Origin of the sequence: Pantoea sp. Lu_F5_004 (assembly GCF_051136245.1) — a bacterium.
In the GTDB taxonomy this organism is placed as follows: domain Bacteria; phylum Pseudomonadota; class Gammaproteobacteria; order Enterobacterales; family Enterobacteriaceae; genus Pantoea; species Pantoea agglomerans.
This window is the reverse complement of the sequence record NZ_CP194947.1, coordinates 120,757-137,586: the sequence shown is the minus strand read 5'-3', so window position 1 is coordinate 137,586 and position 16,830 is coordinate 120,757. Positions and strand designations below refer to the sequence as shown.

Annotated in this window: 14 protein-coding genes; 6 read left to right on the top strand and 8 right to left on the bottom strand. The window is 52.1% G+C overall.

The genetic code is table 11. The annotated features are described in order from the left end of the window. Window positions 1–2: 2 nt before the first annotated feature. A complete protein-coding gene (locus tag ACR8BN_RS19635) occupies window positions 3–1,451 on the bottom strand; it encodes a sugar porter family MFS transporter (protein WP_099257061.1) in 1,449 nt (482 codons plus the stop codon). 186 nt (window positions 1,452–1,637) lie between these two features. On the opposite strand from ACR8BN_RS19635, the gene ACR8BN_RS19630 reads away from it, so the two are divergent. Continuing rightward, window positions 1,638–3,620 (top strand): sigma-54-dependent Fis family transcriptional regulator, encoded by a 1,983-nt coding sequence (locus ACR8BN_RS19630; protein WP_182686926.1) that lies wholly within the window; start codon window positions 1,638–1,640, stop codon window positions 3,618–3,620. Window positions 3,621–3,706: 86 nt separating this feature from the next. Here the strand turns inward: ACR8BN_RS19630 and ACR8BN_RS19625 are convergent, their stop codons facing one another. Beyond that, window positions 3,707–4,660, bottom strand: a complete 954-nt coding sequence (locus ACR8BN_RS19625) for an MBL fold metallo-hydrolase (protein WP_109651512.1) — start codon at window positions 4,658–4,660, stop codon at window positions 3,707–3,709. An 81-nt stretch (window positions 4,661–4,741) separates the two neighbouring features. Between ACR8BN_RS19625 and ACR8BN_RS19620 the strand changes: the two genes are divergently transcribed. Continuing rightward, a complete protein-coding gene (locus tag ACR8BN_RS19620) occupies window positions 4,742–5,668 on the top strand; it encodes a LysR family transcriptional regulator (RefSeq protein WP_115758173.1) in 927 nt (308 codons plus the stop codon). 198 nt (window positions 5,669–5,866) lie between these two features. Here the strand turns inward: ACR8BN_RS19620 and ACR8BN_RS19615 are convergent, their stop codons facing one another. From ACR8BN_RS19615 to ACR8BN_RS19595, 5 genes are all read right to left on the bottom strand, one after another. After that, window positions 5,867–7,291: an alpha,alpha-trehalose-phosphate synthase (UDP-forming) gene (locus ACR8BN_RS19615; RefSeq protein ID WP_434747751.1), complete on the bottom strand. Its 1,425-nt coding sequence runs from the start codon at window positions 7,289–7,291 to the stop codon at window positions 5,867–5,869. Between the two features lie 459 nt (window positions 7,292–7,750). Then, the gene (locus tag ACR8BN_RS19610; protein ID WP_039389813.1) at window positions 7,751–8,191 is read right to left on the bottom strand and encodes a GNAT family N-acetyltransferase; all 441 of its coding nucleotides are present in this window, start codon (window positions 8,189–8,191) and stop codon (window positions 7,751–7,753) included. 114 nt (window positions 8,192–8,305) lie between these two features. Then, window positions 8,306–8,983: an anti-sigma factor gene (locus ACR8BN_RS19605; RefSeq protein WP_115763988.1), complete on the bottom strand. Its 678-nt coding sequence runs from the start codon at window positions 8,981–8,983 to the stop codon at window positions 8,306–8,308. Beyond that, window positions 8,980–9,528: a sigma-70 family RNA polymerase sigma factor gene (locus ACR8BN_RS19600; protein ID WP_010670426.1), complete on the bottom strand. Its 549-nt coding sequence runs from the start codon at window positions 9,526–9,528 to the stop codon at window positions 8,980–8,982. The genes ACR8BN_RS19605 and ACR8BN_RS19600 overlap by 4 nt, the downstream gene beginning before the upstream one ends. Window positions 9,529–9,589: 61 nt before the next feature. After that, window positions 9,590–10,150, bottom strand: coding sequence for a fasciclin domain-containing protein (locus tag ACR8BN_RS19595; protein WP_010247012.1), 561 nt, complete (start codon window positions 10,148–10,150; stop codon window positions 9,590–9,592). A gap of 388 nt (window positions 10,151–10,538) precedes the next feature. Between ACR8BN_RS19595 and ACR8BN_RS19590 the strand changes: the two genes are divergently transcribed. Continuing rightward, a complete protein-coding gene (locus ACR8BN_RS19590; RefSeq protein WP_434747750.1) occupies window positions 10,539–10,931 on the top strand; it encodes a polymorphic toxin type 44 domain-containing protein in 393 nt (130 codons plus the stop codon). Beyond that, window positions 10,909–11,346, top strand: coding sequence for a hypothetical protein (locus ACR8BN_RS19585; RefSeq protein WP_031591659.1), 438 nt, complete (start codon window positions 10,909–10,911; stop codon window positions 11,344–11,346). Before ACR8BN_RS19590 ends, ACR8BN_RS19585 begins: the two co-directional genes overlap by 23 nt. 265 nt (window positions 11,347–11,611) lie before the next feature. Here ACR8BN_RS19585 and ACR8BN_RS19580 read toward each other — a convergent pair whose 3' ends face one another. Beyond that, window positions 11,612–13,186: a methyl-accepting chemotaxis protein gene (locus tag ACR8BN_RS19580; RefSeq protein WP_163794122.1), complete on the bottom strand. Its 1,575-nt coding sequence runs from the start codon at window positions 13,184–13,186 to the stop codon at window positions 11,612–11,614. 623 nt (window positions 13,187–13,809) lie between these two features. Here ACR8BN_RS19580 and ACR8BN_RS19575 point away from each other — a divergent pair. Further along, window positions 13,810–15,231, top strand: a complete 1,422-nt coding sequence (locus ACR8BN_RS19575) for an OmpA family protein (protein WP_167620275.1) — start codon at window positions 13,810–13,812, stop codon at window positions 15,229–15,231. Between the two features lie 12 nt (window positions 15,232–15,243). Continuing rightward, window positions 15,244–16,830, top strand: a complete 1,587-nt coding sequence (locus ACR8BN_RS19570) for a hypothetical protein (RefSeq protein ID WP_434747749.1) — start codon at window positions 15,244–15,246, stop codon at window positions 16,828–16,830.

Genomic DNA, 16,830 nt, shown 5'->3' with positions numbered 1-16,830 from the left:
TATTATTTCGCTTTAGCCCAGGCGGGCGAGGACGGGTGTTGATCAGATCGTTGCGCATCAGCGGCGAAACGACGGGATTTGGAGAGCATCAGTGGCTCAATATGCTCAAGTGAAACGCCCCGGGTTTCCGGTAAAAAGCGGCGGACAAACCAGAATGCGATAAGCGATCCCACCGCACACAACATCAGCGGGAAGGCACCATGAAAGTGTTCCATCAGCACCCGGCTGCGGTTCATCATCGGGAAGCTTTGGGTAACGATAAAATTCGCGACGTACATTGAGGCAAACGCAAAGCCCATCGCCACGGCACGAATACGATTAGGAAAGATTTCAGAGATCAGCAGCCAGGCCCCCAGGCTCCAGGAAAGGCCAAATATCAGTACGAAGGCTAACAGCCCAATCACCGGCAGCAATCCACCAGCATCGGCGATAAATGCCCAGGCGGTGAAGACCATAGAGAGCGCACATCCCAGTGCCCCCCAGCGCAGCAGCAGCGTCCGGCCCAGACGATCGATGGTACTCAGACAAACGGCCACGCCAGCCAGCAGCGCAAGGCCAAGGAAGATGCTGTGAAAAAGGGAAGACTGGGTACTGCCGGTGATGTTTTGTAAGAGTGACGGCGCGTAATAGAGCAGGATGTTGATACCGGAGATCTGCTGCAAAATGGCAATGGCACAGCCAACCAGCAGGATATAGCGTGCCCGCGCATCCCGCAGGATGCCGCGCTGGCTGGTCCGGGCATTATCATGCTGACTCGATGTCAGGATCTCCTGTAACAGTCGCTCGGCGTGCTGCGCATTCGAAAGACGGGTCAGCACGTCGAGGGCGCGATCTTTTTTACCGTTCAGCGCCAGCCAGCGCGGCGACTCAGGCATAAATGGTACCAGCAGCAGGAATAGCGCACAGGGCACCACGCCGGAGGCCAGCATCCAGCGCCAGCCTTCACTGACAATCCACTGATGTGGCATACCGCGTGCTATCAGGTAATTCACGATATAAACCGCCACCTGTCCGCCGACCATCAGCATCTGTTGCAGGCCGAGCATGCGGCCCCGCCAGTCTTTCGGTGAAACTTCCGCGATATAAAGCGGCGTAATCGCAGAGGCCATCCCGACCGCCAGTCCGCCGATCAGTCGCCAGATAACAAAATCTGTCAAAGAACTGGCCAGCGCCGCGCCCACCGCAGAGAGCACAAAGAGTATGGCGGTGACGATTAGTGTTGATTTGCGGCCGATACGATCTGAAATGAAGCCAACGCCCCATGCGCCAGCGATGCAGCCGAGAATGACATTTGATACCGCCCAGCCACTTTCCCAGGGAGTTAAATTCAGATGTTCTGTCAGCGGATCGATAACGCCGGAAATTACTGAAGCGTCATAACCCAGAATCACGCCACTGAGTGAGGCAATGGCACAGATAAACAGAATCAGGCGTAAATTATGTTTGCGCATAACAACTTATTTCCCTTGGCTTGTTTGATTCACATCACGGCATCAACCATTGCAAAGGAGATGCCAACCAAAATCCGGGAAATTTTGTGAGCATGGGCACGGTATCTGATCACAAATCGGCAACAAAGTTTACATGTCAACTTCACATGTCAATAAAATGGACATTTAACCTAGAGGGAACGGCCGGTGAATCAGCAACGGTTATTAAGAGATGAGAGCGATGCGATTTTCAGCCTGCCGGATAGAGAGGATGCTGACAGCTGGGACGCGCTGTTGTGGCAGAGCTGGCAGAGCTTTACCCAGGGCGAACAGCCACCCGCGCTGCGACAGAGTATTTTGCATTCATGGCAGCGTTCGCAGCAGTACGGTATTGATCCACACCGCTTTATCTATACCGCCCCGCCGGCCAGTGAGCTGACTACGATTCTTGAGAACAATGCCGAACTGATTCTTGTGGCGCGTAGCATTATGGAAAATTTGCTCGCCTATAATCCGGACGGTCACATTAACCTTACCGACGCGCAGGGCGTGACGCTGCATTTTTGCGGTGCCGACCTGACACCCGTCGGCAGTATTCTGCGTGAAGAGGTACTGGGCACTAACTGTACCGCGCGCTGCCTGATTGAACAGCGGCTGGTGTACGTGCTGAGCGGTGAGAACTGGAAGTTTGATCTGCGCAAACGCCGCCGACAGTGCGCGGCGGCACCGGTCCGCGATGACAGCGGCCAGTTGGTTGGTGTGCTGACTCTGACCGCCACGCCGGAGAATTTTAATGCTCATACTCTGGGAACGGTCCAGGCGGCAGCAGAAGCTGTCGGGCAGCAGCTGACGCTTCGACGCCTGCTGGCTGAACAGCAGTCCATTCTGGAGACGCTGAATGAGGGCGTCATTGTCTGTGATAAACAGGGCCGCATCAAAACCCTTAACCGCTATGCACGCCAGATTTTCAGCGGGCTGGATCCACACGACACCCCCATTGACGCACTGCTGCAACCGCAGGGCGGATCGTTGCTGACGATGCCTTTTTGCAATGACCTTGAGCTGCAGTTCAGGCCGGAAGGCCTTGATCCCCTATCCTGCCTGATATCTTTAATGCCCGCACCGGATGGCGGGCGCGTGCTGTCACTGCGTGAAAATCAGCGTATCCGCGCCATTACGCGGCGGGTGATGGGCGTGAACGCCAGTTACACCTTTGAAATGATCCGCGGCCACTCGCCGCCCCTGCAGCAGGCGATCCATAAGGCACGCGTCAGCAGCCGTACCGACAGCACGGTGCTACTCAGCGGCGAAAGCGGGACCGGCAAAGAGTTGTTTGCTCAGGCCATTCATAATGCCAGTCCACGCCAGCATGAAGCATTTATCGCCCTGAACTGCGGCGCAATACCGCGCGACCTGGTGCAAAGCGAACTGTTTGGCTATGCCGATGGCGCCTTCACCGGTTCGCGTCGTGGCGGTTCAGCGGGCAAGTTTGAACTGGCTGACGGCGGTACCCTGTTCCTTGATGAGATTGGTGAGATGCCGCTCGAAGCGCAAACCAGCCTGTTGCGTGTTTTGCAGGAGAGCGAAGTGCTGCGTATCGGCGCGGCGCAGCCGGTTAAAGTGAATGTGCGTATTATTGTGGCTACCCACTGTAATCTGCCTGAAGCCGTTGAGAAAAACGCATTCCGGCGCGATCTCTATTACCGCCTGAATGTAATTTCACTGGAGATCCCGCCGCTGCGCGATCGTCGCGAAGATATTCCGGAGCTGGTTAACATTTTTATTCAGGCACTCTGCACGCGTCTGAAGCGTATTCCGCCAGTGGTCGCGCCAGACGCAATGGCATGTCTGCAATCCTGGAACTGGCCGGGAAACGTTCGGGAACTGGAAAATGTGATCGAGCGTGTGGTCAATCTGAGTGAAGGGCTAGAGATTACCCGAACCGATTTGCCCGAATCGCTGCAGAAAATCTCAATTAATGAGGTTGCCGGGGATATGCCATCCTCACTGCACAACCTGGAGCGCATGCATATTTTACAGATTGTCAGTGAACAACAGGGAAATCTGCGCCAGTCGGCGCAACTGCTGGGGATCTCAAGAACAGCGTTATATAACAAGCTGAATGCCTGGAAAATCGACTACCGTGCTTTCAGAAAAAATGTGCCTGAATCGCTGCGACGACCTGAATGATTAGCGGCATAACACCAGAACAGCTGACGTCCGGCGATTAGCAGAGAGCGATGATGCCGTTCCGCTTGCCGCTAAATTAAAAAACCTTACTGCCCGAGCTGCGTGGTGTAATTAGCAGGTACCCAGCGATAAGCGTTACCTTCATGCTGAACATGGCCCAGGCCCGGGAAGGCGATATGCGCCGCAGCCACCCAGTAGCCCTGATCTGCAGCCTGTTTCAGTACCCTTTCACGTGTAGTGATAGCCTGCTTCTGATTCACATCAAAATGGATGGCTACTTCAGGATCGGGCATTTGCACCGCTTTGGCATGGATGATATCTCCCCACAGCACCAGGGACTGTCCTTCACTCTCTACCCGATAAAGTACGCTGCCCGGCGTGTGGCCGGCTGTCGACTCTGCACGGATTCCCCCCGGTAATGTGGCTGGTGCCATAAACGTTTTAAGCAGGCCAGCATTGATGACCGGGCGAAGAGTCCGTTCAGATTCTGCAAAGGTATGAACCTGACTCGCCTCTACCCTGCTGACGTTAGCCGGATTAAGCCAGAAATCGACATCCCGTTTATCTACGAACACTTCGGCCTTTGGAAAAGCAGGCTTGCCCGCGCGTGAAACACCGCCTGAATGATCGGCATGAATATGGGTTAAAAGTACGGCATCGATCGATTCTGCCGGATAGCCAGCGGCGGCCAGATTAGTCAGCAGATGTCCGCCATTGTGTCCAAAAAGCTCACCGGCTCCGGTATCGACTAAAATGCGCTGTTTACCATTATCAATAACAAAGGCATTGATTGATGTTTCGGCCTGCGGCGTCATCGAATCTCTGGCCATTTCCTGGTTTAGTTTTTCAGGCGAAATGTTAGTCAGTAATTTATTCAGGGGAACGGTCACCGTGCCGTCCGAAACTGCGGTAATGCGTAATTTCCCCAATGTCATCCGGTAATAACCCGGAGCTTGCTGATCCCGTGCAGAGGTCTGTTCGGCAGCATAGACCGGACTGAACGCAATAAGAGACGCCACCAGCATCAGTAAAATTTTCATAAATATCTCTCCAGAAAGTTTCATCACAACGTGGTGGGCAGTATCCTTACGCAACCTGTATCACTCAAATTGATTAAACTGATGTTCAATATCAGAGAAAATGATTTTCATCGAATCGACCTGAATTTGCTGACGGTGCTGTTAGTTCTGAAGCGGGAAGGCAGCGTGTCACGTGCGGCAGAAAAGCTGCATCTGGGTCAGCCAGCGGTCAGTAATGCACTGGCCCGGTTGCGGGTCATGTTCAGCGATCCACTGTTTGTGCGCACGGCGAAAGGCATGGAGCCAACCTCGCGTGCTGAAGCGCTGATCGCTGAGCTGGGACCTTTAATGGCACAGATGCAGAACGTACTGTTTCAGCCAGTATCCTTCACGCCTTCTGAGGCGACACATGTTTTTCGGCTGGGGATGAGCGACTGGGTTGAACGCTGGCTGATGCCAGGACTGTATGCGCGCATCACACGCACCGCTCCCGGCGTGACGCTTCAGGTCACGGCCAGCGATCCCTTCCGGGATGCAGAATTGGTCGCGCGTGGAGAGATCGATCTTGCCATTTCGGTTGGCGAGAGCACACCCGCCACGCTCCAGCGCGAGAAGATTGTGTCACACAACTTTTGTACGTTGTGGCACCCGGAACAGCTTTCGTTGCGTGCACCGCTGACGCTGGAGGATTATGTGGCGCATGATCATCTGCTGGTTTCCTATCGAGGGGCGAACTGGAGCGCCATCGATGACCAGCTTGCGGCATCAGGAAAGGCACGTTCGATTCGCTACGTGACGCCGCATTTTTCTTCTCTGCCTCCGCTGCTGGCGTGCGCACCCGCGTTAGCCACTGTTCCCGCCGGGCTGTCGGTTGAGTGGGTAACGCATTACGGCTTATGCTGTAGCCCGGTACCCGTTGAAACACCGGAAATAGCCCTGTCACTGCTCTGGCATAAACGGTTTGATAACGATTTGCCACTGCGCTGGCTCAGAGAGGAACTGCGTAGCGTGATGACAGAACGAACCTGAATAGCTGCACTCACGGGAAGCTAAGACCTGTAGTGACACCCTGGTTCGATGAGGACCTTAACCTCATATTATCGAGTGCAAATTCAAAGAGCACATGAATAAGCAGGTAAAATTTTTACCTGCCCCGCTCTATATCAGCGTGATGCTGTTTGTCGTCCACACCATCCCTTTTAAAATCGCCGTTTTAACCTATAAACCTCAATACCGCGCCCGGCTACTGCTCAGGTGCGGAAAAAATGCAGGCGACGGCAAGGCTTCCGGGGCGGCTGGCTCAGCGTTCAGCATGCGCAAAAACGACTCAGCCCAGTGATGGCTGTTGTGCATATGCAGTTCCTTCATCAGACGGGCATGCAGAGACCGCCGTTCGTGTAACGGCATCTGCAATGCGCGATGTACCGCACTGGCCATTGCATCAGGGTCATAAGGATTGACGATAATGGCACCCTCCATCTGCTCGGCTGCACCGGCAAACTGCGAGAGGATAAGCACCCCGGGATTTTTCGGGTCCTGTAAGGCGATATACATTTTGGCCATCAGACTCATGCCCGCCATTAACGGCGTCACCAGCGCGACGCGCGAGGCACGATAGATACCGGCCTGCTCTTCCCGGCTGTAGGCGTGCGTCAGATAGTTCACCGGATACCAGTTCATTGTGCCATGCACGCCATTAAGCTCCCCGCACAATGCCTCCAGAGCGTGACCGAGTTCTGACGCATCATGTGCGTGTCCGGCTGCCGGAGGCGCCAGCTGCAACAGCGTGATATTTTTCTGATAGCAATCATGTCTTCGCAGCAACACTTCCATAGTGCTGATCCGGTAAGGCAGACCTGAACTCTCATCAAGATGGCCGCCGCTGAGCACGGTATTTTCGGGCAGGCTTTCGCGGCACTGCATTTCCATGTAAGCACAGCTGTTGCTCTCACGCAGAGACTGGACATCGTCAAGGTCAATTCCGACCGGAAACACACCCACCCTGATAATCCGGCCATGAACACGAAAGCTTTGCGCCTCCAGCCGTTCTATACGGAATTCGCTCTCCAGCCAGACCAGGAAGTTATTCATATCCTGCACGGTCTGAAAGCCAATCAGGTCACAACATAACAGAGAGTCAGTGAACCAGCGCCATTCGGGTATGGTTTCAAACATTCTGCCAGCCGGGAAAGGCTGATGCAGAAAAATACCCACTGAGTTAGTCAGCCCCTTTTCACGAAGATAAGTGGCACAGCCAAGCAGGTGATAATCCTGAATCCAGATAACATCGTCGGGTGTGGCATTTTCGCAGATGGCGCGTGCATAGGCTTTATTGATGTTTTTATATTCCTGATAGCCGCTTGTAGAAAAACGGGCTATGTCCGGACGCTGATGAAAAACAGGCCAGAGCCCTTTATGAATATAATTGTGGTACCCCTCATTAAGCTCGCCCGGCGTATACGGGAAGGTCACGGTTTCATACTGGCCCATCTGCTGCACGGCGTAGGGTCTTGACGCATCCAGAGGCATCACCCTGCTTTCACCATCCCAGCTAATCCAGACGCCTCCCTGACGGGAAAGGATGCCGTCATAAATTGCATTAAGCGTCGATCGTTGACATTGATTATGAGAAACAAGGATAAGGCCTGACATGGTGTGTTCCTTAAGAACCCGCTGCGGAGAGGCAACAGTGCCTGGCAGCCAGCGGCTGTTAATCGGAGGTCGGATAATAAACTGGAGAAAACCACTCATGAATGTGCACCCCGTCCACTTAATGCCTGCAGACGCTTTTTGCGTAAATCAGGTTTTAACTGCCATCGTGTAACGTTGTCACGTAAACGCCCGGTGCCTTTAATTAAACCGAACGGCCTGTAAAAAAGGCGTAAAAAGAGGCTGATGAAGTGTAAAAACGCCGCAAATCACGCGTCCGATATAGCATTAGCGGGCAGCAATGGCGCTGAAAGTCAGTGAGTTGAATACTGGGAATATACGCGGGTATAAATAAAGAAGGCGGGTTGGCCCGGTTTCACTCACCCTCAAAGCGGGTTTGATAAATGCGTGGCCGGGCCGTTTTATTGCAGAAACAGAGAACTTAAAAATCTCTTTTTTAATTCAGAGCTGAGCGATCATTGTCTGGAATGATACCCCGTTAAAAAATTTCACCTCCCCAACTTTTTTAAATTCCCTTTTCTCATAAAAAGGGATGGCAAAGAGTGAAGACCGTACGCTGATTTCTGAACGCAGTTCGGGAATCGCCCGCTGCCAGAGTGCCCTCGCTACCCCTTTTCGCTGAAATTTCGGATGTACAAAAAGGTATTTAACTAAATTGCCTTCGAAAAGGGTGAGTACGCCTGTCACCTCACCTCTTTCCACGGCAATCAGCCAGAGATAGTCATCTGAAACAATCAACGGCTGAAGCACATCGGGCTTTGTGCTCTCGATGAACCATTGCGGACAGGGCTCTGTCTCTGAAAAATTACATTGCATAGACACAAGCTGTATCAGCTCACTGATGCCTGCCGCATCAGACTCCAACGCCGCTCTGATTTCCATTCTTTTGTCATTCCCCCTGATTTGGTTAAGGCAAGAGGATGAGGTTTGCCATTCGAAAAGCCATCCACTCCCCTTTGCCGCTTAATCCCGGCCCGAGAACCCGCGCCCTGAAGATTAAAGCAACGTAACTTTGCCCTGGAAAATTACCGGACCGGACGGCCCGCTGAGCGTAGACCCTCCCACCGGCTCCAGACTCACCGCCAGTACCGTCTGATTATCTAAATCGCCAGGCGGTAACCGGAAAACGTTACTGTCGCGGTGATTGATCAACCCCAGAGATTGTGGCGGAGCACTGCCCCTGATCAGCCAGAGCTGCAGGTTTTTATTCTCTGGCAGCGTGATGTTCAGTGCCGAAACCTGAAGGAGTGAAGCTGACTTATCCAGATTCACCACAAACTGTGCATCGGGCTGTGCGCCGCTGAGTACCGCAATCGGCTGCAGAGACTGTGGGGCATCCGGCTTGCTTAAATGGGTGAAAATGAGGACGCCAGCCATTGCCGCAGCCAGACCCCAGCCGAGCCAGAAGCCAGGAGGCCTGCGGATTGATGTCGTGCCAGAGACGCCAGTATTCGGGCCAAGATCCTGCTCAATCTGCTGCCAGACCGCAGAAGACGGGATAACGGCGTGAGTGAGCAGATCAATGCCGCTGAACGCTTTCTGCCAGTTCAGCACCTCCGCGGCGAATACTGAATCGTCATTGAGGCGTTTATCCAGCCGATGACGGGTCACATCGTCGGTAAGACCAAGCACATATTCCGCGGCAGTAAGATCATGTTGTTCCTGACCGGTCATAGGCCTATGCACTCCCGAAGATGGGTTAACGCGCGACGGATCCAGCTTTTCACCGTCCCTTCCGGCTGACTCATGGAGAGCGCAATCTCACTCTGTGAGAGGCCACGATAATAGGCGAGCGAAATGCTTTGTCGCTGTTCAGAGGGTAAGTGTGCCATACAGTGCTGAAGGCGACGCGCCTCCGCATGACTTGCATCGGCAGGAAGTGGTGTCTGGAAACCCGCTTCCGCTTCGCTGATATCATCCACGGAACAGCTTCTGTTTTCATGTTTACGGAGGAAGTCAATCGCCCGATTTCTGGCGATGTGGCTGAGCCAGATATGCGGCTCACTGCGCTTATCGTCGTAATAATTTGCCGACTGCCAGATATGGATAAACGTATCGTGCAGGATCTCTTCTGCCCAGTCGCGGCGTCTCACCATCCGCAGGATGATCCCATAGAGTCGGGGCGACAGAACGCGATAAAGCTGCTCAAGAGCAGCTTTATCGCCGACGGCTATCTGATTCATTAAATCGGCCTGAATATGGGGCACATTTTTTGTCATCGGCTTCCCTGTTAAAGGTGTAGCCACCCGATCAGTGGCTACACACAGTATAGGTAACGCTTTACGGCATCAGCACGGTATCAATAACGTCAATCACACCGTTACTCTGATTCACATCATACGTAGTGATACTGGCAACATTGCCCTGAGCATCTTTAAGCTGAATGTTGTGCGGGCCATTTGCCATCACCCACAGTGATTCGCCATTGACCGTTTTCAGCTCGGCTTTGCCTCCTCCCGCTTTGATTTTTTTCTCCAGCGCTTTCATGTCCAGTTTTCCTGCGACCACGTGATAGGTCAGGACACTGGTGAGTTTTTGTTTATTTTCTGGCTTAAGCAGGGAGTCGACCGTGCCCTTAGGCAGTTTTTCAAAGGCGGCATTGGTGGGCGCAAAAACGGTAAACGGCCCCTTCCCTTCAAGTGTCGGGACCAGCCCGGCGGCTTTAACGGCGGCCACCAGCGTGGTGTGGTCTTTCGAGTTAACAGCATTCTCAACAATATTTTTCGATGGGTACATGGCGGCACCGCCGACCATCACCGTGTCGCTGTCCATGCTCGCCGCGTAAGTGGCGCCACTGAAGACTAATGCAGAAAAAATCAGAGTTGGCAGGAATGGTTTCATTTTCACTTCCCTCATTGAGTTAACGGACAGGGCGAGAGCGCCCTTATCTGTTAATACGAATGAGCAGCGAAAACGGATGCAAAAAATTTTAATTTTTTTTAGCTGGGGGGCTCAGCTTCATGAGAGTGCTGGCTGAAGGGTACAGACCAGCCCTGTTTTTGTCGCGCATGCCTGCACTTATCGGACTAACGATAAAGCCAGTCTCAGACAGGCCGATGCAGGAAAAAACATTCCTGCCGCCACTTAACTCCCTCTTACATAAATTTCTACAGGTAATGTCATCCAGAGTTCAGCCCGGTATTATTGCCTGTCAGGCAGAGATGCCATGTCTGACGATATCTGATAAGGTTAGTTTGCCTTATCAATTTTGTCAGGAAGACACAATATTATGGCTGTAATTCCGCTCATGCCCCCTGGAGGCTTCTCATTATTAACAAAAAACCTTCAGGAAGCTCGTTACCGCGGCATGCCGCGCAATATGGCTTCACCGCCTGTTTACTTCTGGTTCTATCAGCAGGTTCGCAATAAAGGACCGTGGGGCTATAAACAGCAGGGGGCAAGCTACCAAAATTTTGGTAATTTTAACTATGGTGCCACGGGCGTTGTTGCCGGAATACCTGAAGAAATATTGTTACGGGGTGCTGGCTGGGCACAAAGCCGGGCGGGAACAGTTGAGCCTCGATGGGGGCATTGGTACCAGGATATCCCGTATGGAGATGACCCGCGCGACCAGTATTGGATTCAGCAGGGGATTGATTATGCAAATAGACACCGCTATTAAGTGGGGGCATCGGACATTAACGCTTGTCCTGATAATTATTGTTATCACCGTTGGGATGCTGTGGTATTTCGAAAATGCGCCACGTGATGACCGTTTAATCCGTCAGAAACAACTCTCCGGGGATGTCTGGCTATACATAACTCAATATCAGGATGCAGGTGCCACTGACTCCGACACTTATCGCTACTACCTGAATAAGCAACTCGATAATCCCATGAAGGTAATTACTAAAACGGCTCCTTTCCTTCAGGCTGATACTGCCGATGCGGACATAACGGCGGTTAATGACCATATACTTGTTAAAATGACGGGTAAGGTTTACTCCTTCACAAACTCTGCATTTTTCTACGATGGTAAAACGCCAGTGATGCCACGTGTTGATTTAAATTCAACCGCGCCCGACCCATGGAAGTAGAGGTTAATCTTGTGATTTATCATGATTTCCCTCATAAAAAACCTGTTTTTCAAAAGGCTAAAACTTACGGGCGAGGTCAATGTGTTTACATTGAATATTTCAGTCTCTGAGCGTCCCGGAATGTCCGCCAAAAGAAAAGCCCTCCAATGGAGGGCTTGTACTAATCTGAAAGAAATGGCTCCCGGTCATCCATTTCGTCAATATCAAACGGATAAATCAGCTGCGCTTCTCCCGTATCTTTCAAAGTATCCCATCAACCAGACGCTTAAATGCGAAAAGCATTCACTGCTTCACGTAAAGCGTGTGCCTGAGCTGAAAGCGACTGTGATGCGGAAGAGGATTCCTCAACCAGCGCGGCGTTATTCTGCGTCACACCATCCATCTCGTTTACCGCAATGCTGACCTGTGAAATGCCCTGCATCTGTTCAGCTGAGGCGAGTGAGATATTATCCATCGCGACGGCCAGTTTTCCGACCATAGCATTGATATCAAGAATGCTCTTGCCGGTCCCGGTTGCCACGACAACACCACTTTCAACCTGCGCCACAGCCTCTTCGATCAGATGTTTAATATCTCTGGCTGCCGTTGCACTGCGCTGCGCCAGCGTCCTGACTTCACCCGCGACGACGGCGAAACCCCGGCCCTGTTCGCCCGCTCGCGCTGCTTCGACTGCCGCATTAAGCGCCAGAATATTGGTCTGAAATGCAATCCCTTCGATAACGGAGGTAATATCCCGGACTTTCACCGCGCTTTTTGAAATATCATTCATCGTCTCTGACATGCGCTGCATATCGTGTTCACCCGAACGCGCCAGCGCAGCGGTTTCGCGCGCCGAATCCGCAGTCTGCTGCGCGCCCGCTGCATTGCTTTTCACTGTAACCGTGAGCTGTTCAATACTGGCTGCGGTTTCCTGCAAAGCGGCGGCCTGCTGCTCTGTACGGGAAGAGAGTTCGGTATTGCCCTGGGAAATTTCATCAGCTGCCAGTGCTACCGAAGTGGAGGAGTCTTTAATCTGCGAGACCAGGTCGCGCAGATTGCTCTGCATGCTATCCAGAGAAGCCATCATGCTGACGGTATCCCCCTGACGAAGGGTGACTTTTGTCGTCAAATCGCCCGCCGCAATCGCAGCGGCCAGGCCCTGCGCATGAGAAGGTTCGCCACCCAGCTGAATTTTGATCCAGCGGGTAATCAGCCCACTCATCACAAATCCCATCACAACAAACAGGGTAGTCAGGCCAGCCAGAGTCATATAGACACCGGAGAGCGCCTGCGTGGACGTTTCCGCCGTTTTACTCGTTACCCTCGCCTGATAATCAACCATCCCATCTACTGCATTGCGGTAGTGCGAAAGCGCAGGGATCAGTTCACTACGGAGTTTTTCCGGGAACGGAGTAGCGTTCTGCATAAACAGGTTTTGCTCTGCCTGATGAAGCGGACCCGCTGCCACTTCGATTTTATTTAATTGCGTGGAAGCCTCTTCTACTTCAGCAAGATTGATCCCCGGAATGCTTTTGGCACCGTTGATCAGTTCCCGGAAATGCGCAGTGGTATTATCACTGTTGGTCTGCAACGCAGAAAACTGGGTTTTTACAGTGGCCTCTGTCTGAGGCTGAGTGTCTGAAGCCACGGACAGTAAAAGGACAGTTTGCTGAGTTAAATTATCTTTTAGCGTCTGCAGGGCCTGAAGATCGCCCAGCCGCGCGCGCGTCAATTCCTGCTGATCGCTGGCCGTATTGAGTTTAAATCCGGCAAATCCTGTCACAAAAACGCCCGTTAAGATGACAGTAAGGAATGCCGCAGTGAGCATGACGCTTAATTTTATTTTTTTGTTGCGATACATAGAGACCCCGATGTTTGAATTAATAGGTTATCACCGACGTTCCGCTTCTATGGCTCGCTGGTACTGGATCTGTTATCGGCAGCGGGGAATAAAATTACAGTAATGAAAGGGGTAAGAAGCGATGATTCCGCAGAACCATTTCTTACAAGCATCAGACTCTTTAACCCGGTCTGAGCGCTGTTGAATACTCAGATAGTTATTCTCAACTTCGGTTCTTCCCATAACGGGTTCGCTTCTGATTTTTCCGATGCAGAAACAGGTAATATATTCGTCATCCGCCCATCTTCTCTCCAGGGTCCTCTGCAATCCTCACATCCTCTCCGGCTTCTTATCCACACTTATCAGTTATCCTTAGCTATTAATGTGGATACGATAAATGCTTAAAAAAAACGCTCACATCTTTTATTCCTGTTTTTCAATAGCAGATCATCGCCAGATAAAGAAAAACTAAAGTTATTCCTCTACTCGCCGATAAACCCCTGAGCTTTTTAATTCTCATTCCAATTCTAAAAATTCATTAGCCGTAGAGATTATTTAATCAAGGAACAGATGTGAATTTACCCTTTCTCAGGAAAGCTGCTTGCATAGCAGTGGCTGTTTCACTTACGTCAAGTTGCTCAACAATGCACGATTTTGCCCGTGACTATGGCACCGCTGCTGGCTGTATTGGTGGTGCGGCCTTAGGCGGTGGCATTACTTATCTTGTCACTCACGACGCTAAAAAAGCATTAGTGGGAGGATTAGCTGGCGGCATGGCGGGCTGCGTGGTCGGCAATGTCTGGCAGAACCGTGAACAAGCGCTGGCGAAAGTCGCGCAGGAGGAGCAGATACGGATTTCAACGCAGGCGCTTAACGCACAGGAAAAAAGTCAGGCGGCGCAGGTGGGTATTGTCGCTCAGGTAGAAGACAGTACCATGTTCAATACGGGCAGCGCGGAATTGACCGATAGCGGCTTCCGCCAGGTGCAAAAGATTGCAGCGGCGATGAACAGCGGCCAGCAGAATGATGCGGGCGTACTGCTGGTTGTCGGTCACACCGATGCCACAGGCAGCGCGGAATACAATCAACAGCTGTCAGAAGCACGAGCGCATAATGTAGGACTGGTCCTGAAGCAGAGCGGCATTAAAGCCAGCCAGCTCTACTTTCAGGGTGTCGGTTCTGCCCGTCCGCTTGCAGATAATGACTCCGTTGGTGGCCGTGCCCAGAATCGTCGCGTAGAGATCGTTGCTTTAGCAAACGAAGCGTTACTGCGTCAGCGTCTGGCGCAGGAAAATAATAATCCGCTCTATTTACGCCACAGTTCCGCTGCTGACAGTAGTCTGGCTAAAGCCTCATCATCACGAAGTGACGCGAGTAAAAAAGCATCTTCTGGTCGCCTGAAAAGACGCCCAGCGCCGTCAATAACGGAATCTGCCAGCGCGCATCCCCGGAAACCCACGAAACCGGCGTCATCAGTGGAGAGTAATCCATCAAACTTTATCGATTTTGGTGGCAAACCCGCGTCACTCAATACACTGGGCCTCGCCAGCAATCTTAAACCTGTGTCACAAGGCTTTAGCCTGATTAATCAGGCGCAGGCCAGCAGTGTCACAGGCAGTTGTATGAGTGATCTGCCACGCGTTAGCGGGATGGCGAAAAACCTGGCCAGCGGGAAACCGATTGAAAGTCATGACACGAGTGATTATCTGCCTGGTATGAATGGTCGGGCATGGGCGGGCCTGGTGAATGGCAATCTGGTCACGCTGACGCCGGTTTATGTTCTGAAGAATGGCGCTGAAATCACCCGCAACCCACAGGTGATCATTACCCCCAACTATGCGCAAGGCAACCGCGCGTCCGTTAAAGCAATGGCGGGGATTGCCAATAGCTGGGAAGGCGAAGAGAGCATTCTTTACCGGATATATATTGAGAACGCGGCCGATGAGCCTCTCTCCTGCGTGGATCTGCTGTTGCCTAAAAGTGGATCTCAAGCGCAACAAGGCCAACTGTTTTATACCCATCACCGTCAGCCATGGCTGGCCGAATATGCTCCTCAGCGTGGATAACGGATAATATCAATGGAAATTTTCAATAGTTTGATGCAGGCCATCGCGACCTATCGCTACATTTTCTGGCCACTGTTTGGTTTGCTGGCACTGACACTTGCAGTCATAAAATGGTGGGATGAAGTGCGTTATTTCTTCCTCAACTTTTTCTGTTCATTACCGCTGATAGGACATGTCGCGCGTCTTTCTCACAGCCATGAAGCCCGCCGTAAAAGCACAGGTGGGTTAATATGGCATCCGGCCGAAGAAGCACTGTGTGGGAAATATTATCAACATCACAGTACCTCAAACCGGGATGCCGATTTTTATAAGCGCTGTGTAAATTATCTGAACAAGGTGGATGAACGCGGGCGCAAGCCGACCAGTGTGGTGCTATGGCTTTGCAGCATTGCCTTAGTGATTCTGGAAGCGTTCATTTTCGCGTTAGTCCTCTCCCCGTTTATTGCCAACAATATTTCGGCGAACCAGGCTGAACTCTCTGCAATCGTGGTCTCAGTGCTAATTGGTGTAATCCTGGTTCCTGCAACGCATTTAATGGGGACCCAACTGCATAAAAATACGCTGCTAAGTAAAATTCGTTACTGGCATAAAGAGGCCAGACTCGAAGGTAATGCACAGGCGTTGGTGAAAAACACGGAAGTTTCGCTGGAAAATAGCCGCATTGATGATGATGCCCCCAGCTATCTGCAAATGTTGAATCGCGTGCAGCATGGGATTGGGGCTAAACCCCAGTATGTGCAGACGGTGGTGACACTCTTACTGATTATGACCTTCGCGGTGGGAGCCTATTTTATTCGTGCTGCGACCATCAATGCCGCTGAGACGGAAGCGGTAAACGGAACACCATTCAGCCAGAGCGCATCTGTTAATGCGTCGTCGCCCTTCGATCTGCCGCAACAGGCGGTAGAGGATAATCAGCAGGCGGATAAGAAGGCAGCCAGCGAAGTCCGTGAAAATCGTGTATTCGCTTCGAAACTGACCTTTATTATTCTGTCGGTGATTTTTATTGGCGTGCAGATTATTGGTATTCTGATTGGTTATTCCCGTTCGCTGGTGGGGATTGAATCGCGACTGGCAGCAAAGTATATCGGTAATTTCAGCAGCTCAGACGAGTTTGCGGCCTGGTACGCTATGCAGCGTGAGCGCGTTGAGCGAGATGCACAGGATAAGCTGGCCAGCCTGCAGAACCGTATGGCGATGCAGCGTGCCAGCAGCGCCAGTAACGCTCAGAATGATGTACGCACATTTGATGATTACGTGCGGGGTAAGCAGCGTGATAAAGCGTTAGCGGATGATGAACATCAACAGTTTTCCGCCAGCAGGGCCGCTGCGACCGACAATGCTCAGCCTCAGCCAGAAACTGTTAAGGTTCATGATTTCGTCGCGACAGCACCAGCAATGGCCGCACTGAAATCTGCGAACGCGCCGACGCCGGCCTCACTCCATGCTGACGATAAAGCGCGGGTCGCGGCCCTGGGCGATTTGACGCTGCTGGATGACGAGGAGTTACGCCTGGTCGCGGACGATCTTGAACTGCCGCTCTCTGCACTGCTGAGCAGACGCAAGGTGCAGTTGCTTCTCAATAAAGCACGGGGCTAA

Coding starts and splice junctions, on each gene's coding strand:
- ACR8BN_RS19625 (WP_109651512.1), bottom strand. CDS start 4,660: ATGAAAATTTTACTGATGCTGGTGGCGTCTCTTATTGCGTTCAGTCCG.
- ACR8BN_RS19580 (WP_163794122.1), bottom strand. CDS start 13,186: ATGTATCGCAACAAAAAAATAAAATTAAGCGTCATGCTCACTGCGGCA.
- ACR8BN_RS19575 (WP_167620275.1), top strand. CDS start 13,810: ATGCACGATTTTGCCCGTGACTATGGCACCGCTGCTGGCTGTATTGGT.
- ACR8BN_RS19635 (WP_099257061.1), bottom strand. CDS start 1,451: ATGCGCAAACATAATTTACGCCTGATTCTGTTTATCTGTGCCATTGCC.
- ACR8BN_RS19595 (WP_010247012.1), bottom strand. CDS start 10,150: ATGAAACCATTCCTGCCAACTCTGATTTTTTCTGCATTAGTCTTCAGT.
- ACR8BN_RS19570 (WP_434747749.1), top strand. CDS start 15,244: ATGGAAATTTTCAATAGTTTGATGCAGGCCATCGCGACCTATCGCTAC.
- ACR8BN_RS19590 (WP_434747750.1), top strand. CDS start 10,539: ATGGCTGTAATTCCGCTCATGCCCCCTGGAGGCTTCTCATTATTAACA.
- ACR8BN_RS19605 (WP_115763988.1), bottom strand. CDS start 8,983: ATGACCGGTCAGGAACAACATGATCTTACTGCCGCGGAATATGTGCTT.
- ACR8BN_RS19615 (WP_434747751.1), bottom strand. CDS start 7,291: ATGTCAGGCCTTATCCTTGTTTCTCATAATCAATGTCAACGATCGACG.
- ACR8BN_RS19610 (WP_039389813.1), bottom strand. CDS start 8,191: ATGGAAATCAGAGCGGCGTTGGAGTCTGATGCGGCAGGCATCAGTGAG.
- ACR8BN_RS19620 (WP_115758173.1), top strand. CDS start 4,742: ATGTTCAATATCAGAGAAAATGATTTTCATCGAATCGACCTGAATTTG.
- ACR8BN_RS19600 (WP_010670426.1), bottom strand. CDS start 9,528: ATGACAAAAAATGTGCCCCATATTCAGGCCGATTTAATGAATCAGATA.
- ACR8BN_RS19585 (WP_031591659.1), top strand. CDS start 10,909: ATGCAAATAGACACCGCTATTAAGTGGGGGCATCGGACATTAACGCTT.